The 13616-nt window shown below is 60.6% G+C and carries 5 protein-coding genes; 1 reads left to right on the top strand and 4 read right to left on the bottom strand.

Annotated elements, in window-relative coordinates:
* Positions 1-5 precede the first annotated feature (5 nt).
* Entirely contained in the window at positions 6-2849 is a 2844-nt protein-coding gene (locus ACN9M3_RS08470) for a TonB-dependent receptor (RefSeq protein ID WP_426321759.1), read from the bottom strand.
* A 402-nt stretch (positions 2850-3251) separates the two neighbouring features.
* Complete coding sequence (locus ACN9M3_RS08475; RefSeq protein WP_426169789.1) at positions 3252-5891, bottom strand: TonB-dependent receptor; 2640 nt, start codon at positions 5889-5891, stop codon at positions 3252-3254.
* Between the two features lie 435 nt (positions 5892-6326).
* On the opposite strand from ACN9M3_RS08475, the gene aroG reads away from it, so the two are divergent.
* Positions 6327-7385 carry a 3-deoxy-7-phosphoheptulonate synthase AroG gene (gene aroG / locus ACN9M3_RS08480; protein ID WP_426169791.1) on the top strand — a complete coding sequence of 353 codons (1059 nt, stop codon included), beginning with the start codon at positions 6327-6329 and terminating at the stop codon, positions 7383-7385.
* A 128-nt stretch (positions 7386-7513) separates the two neighbouring features.
* On the opposite strand, the gene ACN9M3_RS08485 is transcribed toward aroG, so the two are convergent.
* Together ACN9M3_RS08485 and ACN9M3_RS08490 are read right to left on the bottom strand one after the other, a co-directional pair.
* A complete protein-coding gene (locus ACN9M3_RS08485) occupies positions 7514-10306 on the bottom strand; it encodes a TonB-dependent receptor domain-containing protein (protein ID WP_426169794.1) in 2793 nt (930 codons plus the stop codon).
* Positions 10307-10698: 392 nt separating this feature from the next.
* Positions 10699-13515 (bottom strand): TonB-dependent receptor, encoded by a 2817-nt coding sequence (locus ACN9M3_RS08490; RefSeq protein WP_426169797.1) that lies wholly within the window; start codon positions 13513-13515, stop codon positions 10699-10701.
* Positions 13516-13616: the final 101 nt, after the last annotated feature.

Genomic DNA, 13616 nt, shown 5'->3' on the forward strand with positions numbered 1-13616 from the left:
CCTGCTTAGAACTTGTAGCGCATGCCAATGTTGAAGTAACGGCCCAGAGCGCCGCTGTAGTCCAGCGGGTTGTAGCTTTGGGCGCCATAGGTCAGTGGATCCAGCGGAGCCTTCTTGTCGAACAGGTTGTTGATCGAGCCGAACAGTTCAGCTTTATCGCTCAGGCGATAACGGCCCACCAGGTCGAACGTGGTGAAGGACGAGATCTTGCAACCTGCTGGAGCTGGCTCACCGTTAGCGAAGTGGGACGCGCAACCATCCGGGTCATCCTTGAAGTTGATGTTGTCCAGCTTGTCGCGGTAGGTCATGTTCAGCGACATGCGCAGCGCATCACGTTCCCAGGTAACGCCCAGGTTCACGCGGTTGTCTGGCGTACCCATGCAGTTGGTGGCGTCGCAGTTACCGTGGGTACCAGCGAAGTCACGCTTGCTGCCATCCTTCTCTTCGCGCTCCATCTTGATCAAGTGGGTCCACTTGGCGTCGATAGTCAGGGTGCCATTGCCGTCGCCCAGCGCGAAGCTCTTGCGTGCATCCAGGTCGACACCGCGTACGATGGTCGAAGCCGAGTTCACGTAATTGGCCAGCACGGCGGTGATAGCACCTGGGTCGCCAGGAATGTTGGTGGCGGTCGACGGGTCACGTGCGACGTGGCCAGCAGCGATTGCGGCATCGGTCTGCTCCTGGTTGATCTCGTTGGTACGCTTGATCTGCCAGAGGTCGAGTGCGAAGCTGGTACGTGGCATCGGATCCCACAAGATGCCCACCGAGTAGCTCTTCGAGCGTTCCGGCGACAGGGCCGGGTTCGGGCTGGTAATGATCGCGACCGAAGCAGGGTTACAGGCCGATGCTACGCCCAGGGCGCAACGTACCGGGTCGGTTGCGGTGGAGAACGCCGCCAGGCCGCCTTTACCGTTTTCTGCTGCGCTTGGCGCGCGGAAACCACGCTCCGCATTCGCACGCAGCGCGAAGTTGCCGGTCGGATTCCATTTCAGGCCCAGCTTCGGCGTGTAGGAATTGCCGACGTCGGAGAAATGGTCCCAACGAATTGCGGTTTGCGCTTCCAGGGTCTTATGCAGCGGGATCGCCATTTCAGCGTATACCGCGCTTTCGTTGCGCTTGCCGTCATAGGCCGAGTAGCCGAGGCCGATGATGTTGCCTTTGTCGGTACCCTCGGTCGGAGCCAGGCGGGTTTCGGCGCGGCGGTATTCTGCGCCGAATGCCAGGCCAACCGAACCAGCTTCCCACTTGGCGATTTCACGCGAAGCCTTGAAGTCGATTTGCGAGATGCTGGTTGCTGCATCGTTGGAAATGTTCGGCGACAGGGCGGCGTACAGTTCGCGCGAGTTCAGGCCGGCGTTCTCGCCGATGCGCCAGAAGCTGCCGGCAGGCAGGGCTGCGTAGCGCGCGTTGCCCATGGCCGCGGCGACGTTGGCTGCGGTCGGGTTCAGCAGGGCGAAGGTAACATCGCGCTGCAGGTAGCCGCTACGCTCGTTGCTGACCTTGGTTGCCGAGTACAGGTAGGCGGTGTCGATATCCCAGCCGGCAGCAGTACCCTTCACGCCGATCAGGGCGCGATAGAAGTTGGAGTCGACGTTGCTGACACGTGGGCCGACGTCCGCAGCAAGATAGCGCAGGCGGGCGGCGGTGCCGAAGTAAGGGTTGTCAGGGTGGGTTGCACCCAGAGCCACGGCCGCGTTGCTGACCGGACCTCCAGGATAGCCAACGCTGCCGGAAATGCCGGATGGCGTGCCGCTGGCGATCGATTCGCTGCGGTAGGCATTGCCTTCGAAGTAGGCTTGCCAATCCTGGCTCAGGTTGACGGTGGCACGGGTGAACAGGTTGGCAGTCTTCTGGCGTGGCTGAATCTGGCCGTATTCCTGCGCAGCGTCGGTCAGGCAGCCGCCCAATGGGTCACCTTGCGGATGGCTGGTCAGCTTGCTGCAGTCGGCGCCTGGGAAGGTGCGGGTGAAGCCCACGCCAGCCAGGTTGCTGCGGCTGTAGTAGTCCAGAGTCGTTGGATTGCGAACGTTACCGACAATGGAACTGCCGGCCAGGTTGTTGTCGACGATGGCGCCGGTGCCGCCCAGCGATTCCTGGGCGCTGAAACCGAAGTCGCGCAGGTCGCTCTTGCCGATGGCACCGCGGTCGCTGCGGTCGCGGTTCCATACTTCGCGCTTGAGACCGAACTCAGCGTTGAACAGCACGTTGTAGCGATCGCTGTCCAGGTCGCCGAAGCCGGTGGTCAGTGCCAGGCGGGTATCGCCGCCATCGCGTTCTTGCGACAGGCCTTGGCTGGCGCGCACGGTGGTGCCCTTGATTTCCTTGCGCAGGATGATGTTGACCACGCCGGCAATCGCGTCCGAACCGTACAGGGCGGAGGCGCCGCCTTTCAGCACTTCAACGCGCTCGACCGCCTCGGCCGGGATCACGTTCAGGTCGGAGAACACTTTCTGGCCGTCGTCAGCCAGGCCGTACGGTGCCATGCGGCGACCGTTCAGCAGTACCAGGGTGGAAGCTGCCCCCAGGCCGCGCAGAGAGATGCCCGATGCGCCGGAAGCGAAGCCGTTACCGAAGGAAGTCGGGACCGAACCCTGGTTGTCGACTGCCAGCGTTTGCAGCAGTTCGGCGACGGTGGTCTTGCCGGACTTTTCAATGTCCGCACGCGACAGTACCTGGATCGGGTTCGAGGACTCGGCTTCGGCACGGCGGATGTGCGAGCCGGTGATTTCAACGCGCTGGATTGGCGCGGTGGCCTGCTGGGCTTGGGCGGCCACAGAAGACAGCAGCAGCGGCGCAGCCAGGTAAGGCAGGCAGCGGCGCAGATTCACAACCAGTTTCTTTTGTTGCATTGAACATTCTCCAAAAGGTGGGGATAACTCTTTTGCAAGAGATCTATCTTTTATAATATTTTTCAATTGGCAAGGGAATAGGGCGTTACAAAAAATCTTTGCCGAAAATAACTTGCAAATGAAAAGTAGTATTTGCGCAAAACAGGCCAAATGTCGCGAAAATGTAGCGAAATCGAGGGAATTCACCTGTGTATACGACTTTTTCGGTGGTTTCACTTAATCTTTCGGCTTTCTTCCCGCGCGGCGATTGTGTAACAAGCGGTTCGCGTAAAAACAACAGAATTACCGGCAGAAAGCTAAACAAGCCGACCAATTAAAGAACCCCAATTGTTGGATGCCAACAATTGGGGTTTAGTTTTAGATACCGTATTTCTCTTTAGCTTACGTATTATTACGCACGAGTCAGAAGCTGTAGCTGGCGCGCAGGTAGATGGCGCGGCCGATCGGGTCGGAGTAGCGCGGGTCATACCCCTTCTGGAACACGGTGCCCTGGTTGGTGAACGGCGGGTCCTTGTCCAGCAGGTTCTTCACGCCGCCAGTCAGGGTCAGGCCCTTCCAGCCGGTGTAGGTCGCCGACAGGTTCCACAGCTGGTAGGAGTCGACCTTGTTGAAGAATTCCGGCGCCACGAAGTTCTGGTCTACATAACCGGACTTGAAGTTCTGCGACAGCGTCGCGCTCCATGGGCCTTCGCGCCAGGTCAGCGAGGCGTTGTGGCGCCAGCGCATGATCGGGCCGTTGTCGCCGTAAGTACCGACGTTCTGGATGAACGCGCCGTCGCGCTCGTTCTGGTACTTGTAGCTGTGGACCCAGGTACCGTCCAGGGTGAAGCTGAAGTTGCCGTATGCGGTGCGGCCGGAGCTGACAGTTGCACTCAGGTCGATACCGTCGGTCTTGACCCGGCCCAGGTTTTCGTTCAGGTCGAGGATGGCGAACGGCGAGCCGTCCGGGTTGCGCAGGAAGCGATCCTTGTACTTCGCATAGTTGCCGTAGATCGCTTGCTCCGGCAGGGCGCCGATCTTGTCCTTCAGGCGGATGTTCCAGTAGTCCAGCGCAATGGTCGTATTGCGCACCGGCTCGAACACGGCGCCGAAGGAGAAGGTCTTGGATTTTTCCGGCGTCAGCGCAGCATTGCCGCCTTGCAGCTTGAACTGCTGCAGGTCGCAATCGCGCAGCGGGTTGGCTCCAGGCTGCGGCACGCCGCCCGGGCACAGGATCGGGTCGTCGTAGGAGTTGCTGGTGTCGTTCTTCGACTGCGGCGCGTTCTTCTCGAACAGGGTCGGGGCGCGGAAGCCGGTGCTGGCCGATGCGCGCAGCAGCAGTTGCTGCATCGGCTGGTAGCGCACGCCCAGTTTCGGATTGGTGGTGCTGCCCGCATCGCTGTAATGGTCGTAGCGCACCGCGGCCTGGATGTCGAGGTCCTTGATCAGCGGCACGCTCAATTCGCCGTACACCGCTTTCACATTGCGCGAACCGGTCTTGGACTGCGAACCGGACAGGCCGGAGCTGGACGCCTGGCCCGCGATATCGCGGTTCACGTTGAAGTCGGCGTCTTCCTTGCGGTATTCGGCGCCGAGCGCGACCGCCATGGCGCCGCCGGCCAGTTGCATCACGTCGCGCGAACCTTTGATGTCAAAGGTAGTGGACTTGTTCTTGGCGTCCTGCACCTTGCCGCGCAGGGCCACGCTGGCCAGGTAGGCACGGCCGGCTTCATTTTGCAGGCCGAAGGGATTCAGGATGCCGTTCTGCACGCCGGCAGCGAAGCCGGCGTCCTGCACATAGCCGCCGGTAAAGTTTTCTTCAGACTTGCTGACCGAGTGGTTCAGGCCGGCCTTGTAGTCCCAGCCTGCGGCGATGCCTTCCAGCGCGGCCACCAGGCGGTCGCCTTCACCCTTGGAGTTGATGCGGCGCTGGCCGGCTTCCGTTGGACGCCAGTTGACCGACAGCGGCTCGCCCGACAGGTTAGGCTGGGCCGGCACGCCGCCCGAATTACCTGGATAGTAAGGGCTGGTGATGGGCAGCGACAGGCCGGTCTGCGGCGGCGGCGCGGTGCGCGACACGACCTTGTTACGCGAGTGCAGGTATTCCAGGCTGGCCGTGGTATCGGCGTTCAGCTTGAATGCTGCCTTGCCGAAGAAGACCAGGCGGTCCTGCTCAGGCAGGTCGTCGATCTGGCGCGTATAGTCCTGGCGGCAGGTGCCATCCGAGGCGCGCGGCAGCGAGAGCGGCGGGTTGCAGCCGCCGGCAAAGCCGGGGTTGCCGGTGGCTTCGGTGACCGGATCGAAGTAGTTGCCGGGGAAGGTAGTGCCGGAGGTGCCGTCCGATACAGTCATGCCGCGTTCGGGGATCACGGCAGTCTTCGAGAAGTCGCGCTGTTGCGAGGTCAGTACATCCTGCTTCTGCCAGTCCAGCACGCCCATCAGGTTCCAGCCATCCTGGTCGAGGTTGCCGATGCCGCTGACGATATTGGCGCGGCGTTCCTTGCCGCCCGATTCGCGCGGCAGCATGGTCTCGGCCGTGACGGTGGTGCCGGTCACGGAACGCTTGGTGATGAAGTTGATGACGCCGCCGATGGCATCGGTACCGTAGATGGCCGAAGCACCGTCGCGCAGTACTTCGACCCGCTCCAGTGCCGCCACCGGGATCACGTTCAGGTCGACGCTGGCACCGTCATAGGGGTGGTTGGCGATGCGGCGGCCATTCAGCAGCACCAGGGTCTTGTCGCCGCCGAGGCCGCGCAGGTCGGCCACGGCCTGGCCGCCGGTCGGCAGGCCGCTGGCGTTGCCGCCCACCACGTTGCCGGCACCCATACTGGTCTGGTTGGACGGGATGCGGTCCAGGACTTCCTGGGCGGTGGTCAGGCCTTGCTTGGTGAATTCCTCGGCCTTGAACACGGAAAGCGGCTGGGAGGTTTCCGACACCAGCCGCTTGATGGACGAACCGGTCACTTCGACGCGGATCATTTTTTCTTCAGGAGCCTGTTGCTGCGCCATGGCCGGCAACACCGCCAGTGCGCCGAATGCTGACAACAGGGAATAGATCATGGATTTAGCCTTGATTGTAGCCAACGTACTTCTCCTCAAATAGAAGGTGTGCCAAGACCGACGGAAGTGCTTGAGTTAGGCACTTGCAAAGGTTGAACAAATTCTATTTGATATCTGATAACAATCGCCAAAAACTACTATTCGGAAACTCTTTTGTGTTGCGCCTGCGCGTCTACTTCCTGCTTGCAAGCGAACTCAAGCCTCGCTTGCAATGGGCGCTAACTGTTGTTATAGTGGATCGAAATCCGCGGAACTCTACCCATGCACCTGCACTTTTTTACCGGCTTTTTTTACTTTAGCAATTCCAACCCAAAGGCGGTGGAGTAGCGGCCGGTTCACGTAGCAGCAAAACGAGATCCCAGCAGATACAAGACAAACCGCCAGTAATGGCGGTTTTTTTTTACCGATTTTATTTAAGTCTCAGGAGAAACCATCATGCAACGTACCGACGACCTGCGTATTCGTGAAATGAAGGAGCTGACGCCACCGTCGCACCTGATTCGCGAATTTCCCTGCACGGAAGCGGCATCCAACACGGCCTCCCAAGCGCGCGTCGCGCTGCATCGCATCCTGCATGGACAGGACGACCGCCTGATGGTGGTGATCGGCCCATGCTCGATCCACGACCCGAAAGCCGCGCTGGAGTATGCGCGGCGCCTGGCGCCGGTACGCGAACGCCTCAAGGGCGACCTGGAAATCGTGATGCGCGTGTACTTCGAAAAGCCGCGTACCACGGTGGGTTGGAAGGGCATGATCAACGACCCCTACATGGACAACAGCTTCCGCATCAACGATGGCCTGCGCATGGCGCGCGAACTGCTGCGCGACATCAATGAGATGGGTCTGCCGGCCGGCACCGAATTCCTGGACGTGATCAGCCCGCAGTACATCGCCGACCTGATCTCCTGGGGCGCGATCGGTGCCCGCACCACCGAATCCCAGGTGCACCGCGAACTGGCTTCCGGCCTGTCCTGCCCGGTGGGCTTCAAGAACGGCACGGACGGCAACACCAAGATCGCCGTGGAAGCGATCAAGGCCGCTTCGCAGCCGCACCACTTCCTGTCCGTGACCAAGGGCGGCCATTCGGCGATCGTGTCGACCAACGGCAATGAGGATTGCCACATCATCCTGCGCGGAGGCAAGACCCCGAACTATGATGCGGCCAGCGTGGAAGAAGCGTGCAAGGCCATTTCCGGCTACGGCCTGGCAGCGCGCCTGATGATCGATGCTTCGCACGCCAATTCCTCGAAGAAGCCGGAAAACCAGGTACCGGTCTGCGCCGACATCGCGCAGCAGGTGGCGGGCGGCGATACGCGCATCGTTGGCGTCATGGTGGAATCGCACCTGGTGGCTGGACGCCAGGACCTGGTGCCAGGCAAGGAATTGACCTACGGCCAGTCGATCACCGATGGCTGCATCGACTGGGATGCCAGCGTACTGGTGCTGGAAAACCTGGCTGCCGCAGTGCGCCAGCGCCGCCTGCAAGGCGAATAAACCTGCGGTTTGAGCCTGCCCCAAGGGGCGGGTTCGATCTGCGAAGGCTGCAGGCTGAAAAAGCAATAAAAAAACCCCACCTGCGCATTGCGCAGGTGGGGTTTTTTGCACTCAGGCTACTTCAGCGATCAGTACTTGTACGTTGCGCCAACGTAGTAGGTACGGCCGATCGCGCTGGCGTAGCGTGGGTCGTAGCCCAGCTGGTGAGAACCAGTGTTACGCAGCGACAGCGGTGGGTTGCGGTCGGTCAGGTTCTTCACGCCGAAGGTCAGGTCCAGGCCCTTGATGGCGCGGAAGGTGGTCTGCCAGTCGAAGGTGGTGTAGCTTGGCACGTCCAGTTGCACGTCCACGCACTCCGCCGCTGCGTCGTTGGTGTTGACCGCGCAGTTGTCCACGTCGTGGTGCTTGTCCTTGTAACCATTGCGGAAGTTGCCGGTCAGGTTGTGGGTGAAGCGACCAATGTCGTAGGTCAGGCTGGTGGCGATCACGTTGCGGAACTGCACAGCGTTATCGACGCCGTACACGTTCAGGCTCGACTGCCATTCGTCGTCGGTACCTGGAGTGGTGTACTTCGAGTGGTACAGGTAAGTACCGGCCAGGCGAGCGGTCAGCTTGCCTTCCCAGACTTTCTCGCGGAACTGGAAGTCGTAGTCCACGCCCTTGTTTTCCTGACGGCCGATGTTGATTGGCAGCAGTTTGATAGCCAGTTTGTCCAGGCCGGTGGAGGCCTTATGCTTCACCGTGTACAGTTCGATGTACTTGTTCGGGTTGGTGGCGATCAGGTCTTCGCTGACGCTGGCAACCGCATCACGGATTTCAACCGACCACAGGTCGATCTTGGCGCTGAAGTTCGAAGTTGGCTCGAATACTGCACCCAGGGTCCACTGGCGCGATTTTTCCGGCTTCAGTTCGGTGTTGCCGCCCTGGAACACTTCCAGCTGGCCGCGGGTGTCGCAGTATTGGGCCAGTGGGTGGTTCTGCAGGCCATTGGCTGCGCTCAGAGGGCAGTTGTAGGTACCGCCGGTCACGCCGAAGTCAGCCAGTGGCTGGCCGATCTGGGTCATGGAAGCGACCTTGAAACCGGTGCCGTAAGCGCCACGGAATACCATGGTCTTGGTTGGCTGCCAGCGGGTGCTGACCTTGAAGGTGCCTGCGGACTGATCTTTGCCCAGGTTGCCGCCATGCAGGTCGTCGCTCAGCTTGGTCACGCGGTCATAGCGCGCCGAAGTGGTAACCGACCAATCCTTGGTGATTGGGGTCTCCAGTTCGCCGAACACGCCGCCGCTCTTGCGCGAGAAGGCGAATTCCGGCTGCACGTCGTCGAACAGGATTTCGGCATTTGCCACAGCCTGGTTAGCCAGCTGAGAGAACTTGGTCTTGCGAATGTCTACGCCCATACCCAGCATGGCAGGGCCGGCCGGCAGGGAGAAGGCTTCGCGGGAACCGTGCAAGTCCCAGCCGTACACTTTAACGTCGGTAGTGTTGTAGTTGCCAACGTATTGGGTGGAGCGCAGCACGTCCTGCATGTCCTGAGGCATTTCGCCGAGTGCGTATGGGAACGGGTCCAGTTTGCCGGCCGCAACAGCTGCATCGAACTTGTCGGCCAGCGGGAAGCCGCCGAGGTAGTTCTGTGGTTGCTTGTTGCGAGAGTAGACCACAGCGGAATTGATATCCCAGCCTGCTGCCGAACCTTCCACGCCAGCGACGATGTTGCTTGCCTTGCTCTGGTAGTCGTAAGCGCGGCCACCCAGGTCTTGCAGACGGTACTTGACGGTTGCCGAGGTCATGCCGTTGAGCTGCTCAGCGGTCAGGTAAGGCTGCACGTATTTGGTGAATAGCGGGCTCGACTTCGCCAGCGAGAATTCAGCTGGGTATGGAGCGATGGTGGCGTAGATATCCGACTTGTTGTAAGAGATATCGGAGAAGGCTTTCCAGCCGGTGTTGCCCAGTTTCAGGCTGCCAGAGGCCCAGAAGCCATCGCGCTTGATTTCAGGAGAGATTTCCACCGAGGTGGTGTAGTCGAAGTAGCACTGGCCGTCGCCCAGATCAACGTGAGCGGCTGGGCACTTGCCGTTGAGCTTCAGGTAAGGGTTGACCGAGACCGAGCTCTTCTCGCCGGCGCTGTCCAGGTAGCCAACGGTCACGTTCGGAGGGATCGACCGCGAAGAACCGTTGAAGAACTGCAGTGGCTTGCCGGTCTTGGGATCGTTGAAATTGATGATGCCGGTCTTGGCGAAGTCGCGCTGCGAAGCCTTCAGGCGGTCGGCGTCCTGGTGGCTGTAGGACATGAACAGGCTGTAGCCATCATTCTCATAGTCGCCGAAGCCTTTGGAAATGGACACGGTGCGGTCGGTGCCGCCTGGGTGCTGTGGCTTGCTGTATTTAGCGTCGATGGTCAAGGGAGCTGCGCCCTTCTTCATGATGAAGTTAACCACGCCGGCGATCGCGTCTGCGCCGTACAGTGCGGAAGCACCGTCGGTCAGCACTTCGATACGCTCAACGGCTGCCAGCGGGATGGTGCTGATGTCGATGGTGGTGCCGGAGGTCGCAGGTGCGATACGACGGCCGTTAACCAGGACCAGGGTGTAGGATTCGCCAACACCGTGGATGGATGCGGTGGTCAGGCCGCCGCCGCCGCCGCCGACCGAGTCGGACGACGCGGTGAAGCCCTGCATCACAGGCAGTTGCTGGATGAAGTCGGTGACCGAGGTGACGCCGGTGCGCTGGATATCCTTCTGGCTGAATGTCTGAACCGGCAGCGATGCCTCAGCAGCGATGCGCTTGATCGAGGAACCGGTGATTTCCACGCGTTGCATTGGCTGTTCAGCTGCTTCTTGTGCGAATGCGGCGTGCATGCCAAGCGCCAGGCCCCCCGCGCAGATCACGCGGACCGAGCGGGACAGAATGGTTTCCTTCAACATATCTTTGATACTCCCAAGAATTACAAACTGTTTAAGGCCGTTGCCAGCCCTTAATTTTTGTTTGACGACAAACAGTGCAACTTGTGGTCTCTGCTTTACGTCCGCGCTTATCAAATCATTCATTGACGAACTGTGTCAATGAGAACCAAGTCGCAAGTTATCGAGACAACTTCAGCTTTGGCGCTGGCTTGGAACGATGGAAAAGACGTAAATTGGCCTGAGTTAGGAGATTTAGTGATGGGATGGCGACAATTTGAGCAATTGACATTGAGCTCGAATTTGCCGAAATGCAGCTTTTGAAACGGAAGGAAGTGTGCCCGATTTGCCACAAAAATTACAGAAACGATAAAAAGCCCCGCCCGGGCAGGCGGGGCTGGTCTTAGCGTTGCAGCTTAGAACTTGTAGGAGGCGCTCACATAAAACTGGCGACCCAGTGCCGACGAATAGGATGGGTTGTAACCCACCTGGTGCGAGCCGGTGTTGCGCAGGGTGAACGGCGGGTCGCGGTCGAACAGGTTGATGATGCCGCCGGTGATTTCCAGGTTCTTCACCGGGCGGTAAGCCGTCTGCAGGTCGAAGGTGGTGTAGCTCGGCACCTGCAGGGTGATGCCATAGCATTCGCCCGGTTGGCCAGCCACGATCACGGCGCAGTCATCGACGGATTGTTCCTTGTCGGTGTAACCGTTGCGGTAGCTGGCGCTCAGGGTATGGGTCCATTGCGCCTGCTCGAAACTGGTCGACGCGCGCACCACGTGGCGGAAGCTGACCTTGTCGTTCGAACCGTAGCGGTTCAGGCTCGATTCCCACTGGTCGTCGGTGCCTGGCGTGGTGTAGCGCGAACGGATCAGCCAGGTGCCGGCCAGGCGGCTGGTCAGCTTGCCGTCGAACAGCTTGGTCTTGTGGGTGAAGTCATAGTCGACGCCGCGGTTTTCCACCTTGCCGATATTGATCGGCAGCAGCTTGATGGCCAGCACGTCCTTGCCGGTCGAGCCGATGTGCTTGGTGGTGAACAGCTCGGCATACTTGGCCGGGTTGTCGAAGATCAGGCCTTCGGAGACGGCGGTCACCTGGTCGCGGATTTCCACGTTCCACAGGTCAAGCGACATCGACAGCGAGTTGGTCGGCTCGAACACGGTGCCGATGCTCCACTGCTTGGATTTCTCCGGCTTCAGGTCGGGGTTGCCGCCCTGGAAGGCTTCGAACTGCTGGCGTACCACGCCGTTGCAGTAGGAGGCCAGCGGGTGGCTGGTGCCAGTCAGCGGGCACTGGTAGTTGCCGCCAGTGACGCCCCAGTCTTCCAGCGGGCCGGCGATTTCCTGCATCGAGGCAGCGCGGAAGCCGGTGCCGGCTGCGGCGCGGAACAAGAGGTTCCTGGCCGCGGTGTACTTGGCGCTCAGCTTCCAGGTGGCAGCGTTTTCCTTGTTGCCGACTTTTTGGCCGGTCAGGTTGTTGTCGATGGCGCCGATCTGGTCGTAGCGGGCGGAACCGGTCAGTTCCAGCGCTTTGCTGACGGGCATGACCAGCTCGGTGTAGGCGCCAAAGTTGTCGCGCTCGTAGGCGCTGTCCACCTGCGGGTTGTCGAACAGGATCTGGGCGTTCTTGGCCACGTCGGCCTGGTTGACCTTGAACGAGGTGTTGCGGTAGTCGACGCCGACGCCGACCTGGGCCGCGCCGCCTGGCAGGGTGAACGCTTCGCGCGAGGCACGGGCATCCCAGCCCTTCATTTCCACGGTCTGGGTGTTGTAGGTGCCGTTGAATCCGGTCGACAGCAGGGTGTCGCGCATGGCTTGCGGCATTTCGCCCAGGCCGTATGCGAACGGGTCGATGCTGCCGGCGTCGATCGCAGCCTGGAACTTGTCCGCCAGCGGGAAGCCGCCGACGTACTTCTGGGTCTGCTTGTTCTTGGAGTAGGTCAGGGCCGAGTTGACATCCCAGCCTGCAATCGCGCCGTCCACGCCAGCCACCAGGTGGGTCGCCTTGGTGCCGTAGTCATAGGTGCGGTTGCCCATTTCGTACAGGCGGTACTTGGCCACGACCGAGGTGGCCCCGGCGTCCTGTTCGGCGCTCAGGTGTGGCTGGATGTACTTGTTGTACAAAGCCGAACCCTTGGCGACCGAGAAGTCGGCCGGGTAAGGCGCGATCGAGGCGACGACTTTCGCTTCGGTGTAAGCCAGGTCGTAGAAGCCCTTGAAGCCGGAATTGCCGAGCTTGACGCTACCGGACGAGAACAGGGCGTCGCGCTGCGATTTCGGGTTGATCTCGATGGTCGAGGCGCTGTCGAAGTAACAGTTGCCGTCGCCGTAGAAGTCGGCATTGACCGCGGCGCACTTGCCGCCGTGGGCCAGCGCATACGGGTTCAGGTTGACGGTCTTTTCCACCGGCTGGCCTGTGCCTGGGTCGATCTCGCTGGAGTTGTACGTCACGCCGGCGTTGGCTGGCAGCGAACGGGAAGAGCCGTTGATGAACTGCAGCTGCTTGCCGTTGGACGGGTCGGTGAAGTTGATGATGCCGGTCCGCGCGAAGTCGCGCTGGGACGCCTTGAGCTGCTTTTGCTCATCGTGGCTGACCGAGAAGAACACGCTGTAGCCGTCTTCATCGATGTCGCCAAAGCCCTTGCTCAGCGAGATGGCATTGCTGGCGCCACCGCTCTGCTCAGGGCGCGAGTACTTGGCGTTGATTTCCCAGTCGGTGGCACCCTTTTTCAGGATGAAATTGACCACGCCAGCGATGGCGTCGGCGCCGTACAGGGCGGAGGCGCCGTCGGTCAGCACTTCCACGCGCTCGATGGCCGACAGCGGGATGGAGTTCAGGTCGATGGTGGTGCCGGAGTTGGCCGGGGCGACGCGGCGGCCGTTCAGCAGCACCAGGGTGTAGGCGGCGCCGATGTCGTGGATGGAGGCGGTGGTCACGCCGCCGCCGCCGCCGCCGACCGAGTCGGCCGCCACGGAGAAGCCCTGCATGGCTGGCAGTTGCTGGATGAAGTCGGTTACGGTGGACACGCCGGACTTCTTGATGTCTTTCTGGCTGAACGATTGCACCGGCAGCGAGGATTCGGCAGCAATACGCTTGATGCTGGAACCGGTGATTTCAACGCGCTGCATCGGCGCTTCGGGGCTTGCTTCCTGGGCAATGGCGGCGGCGCTGCCGATGGCCAGGCTACCGGCGAACATCACGCGCAGGGTGCGCGACAGGGCTTTCTCGATGATCATTGATAAACATCTCAGTAATAAATTAATGGGAGTGTTATCAGATCATCGGCGGCTTAGTTTGGCAATGGATGTTTGATAAGTGAAACAAATGAAACATTAGG

It is taken from the genome of Pseudoduganella sp. R-43, from assembly GCF_049913255.1.
In the GTDB taxonomy this organism is placed as follows: Bacteria; Pseudomonadota; Gammaproteobacteria; order Burkholderiales; family Burkholderiaceae_D; genus Rugamonas.

Coding starts and splice junctions, on each gene's coding strand:
- ACN9M3_RS08470 (WP_426321759.1), bottom strand. CDS start 2,849: ATGCAACAAAAGAAACTGGTTGTGAATCTGCGCCGCTGCCTGCCTTAC.
- ACN9M3_RS08475 (WP_426169789.1), bottom strand. CDS start 5,891: ATGATCTATTCCCTGTTGTCAGCATTCGGCGCACTGGCGGTGTTGCCG.
- aroG (WP_426169791.1), top strand. CDS start 6,327: ATGCAACGTACCGACGACCTGCGTATTCGTGAAATGAAGGAGCTGACG.
- ACN9M3_RS08485 (WP_426169794.1), bottom strand. CDS start 10,306: ATGTTGAAGGAAACCATTCTGTCCCGCTCGGTCCGCGTGATCTGCGCG.
- ACN9M3_RS08490 (WP_426169797.1), bottom strand. CDS start 13,515: ATGATCATCGAGAAAGCCCTGTCGCGCACCCTGCGCGTGATGTTCGCC.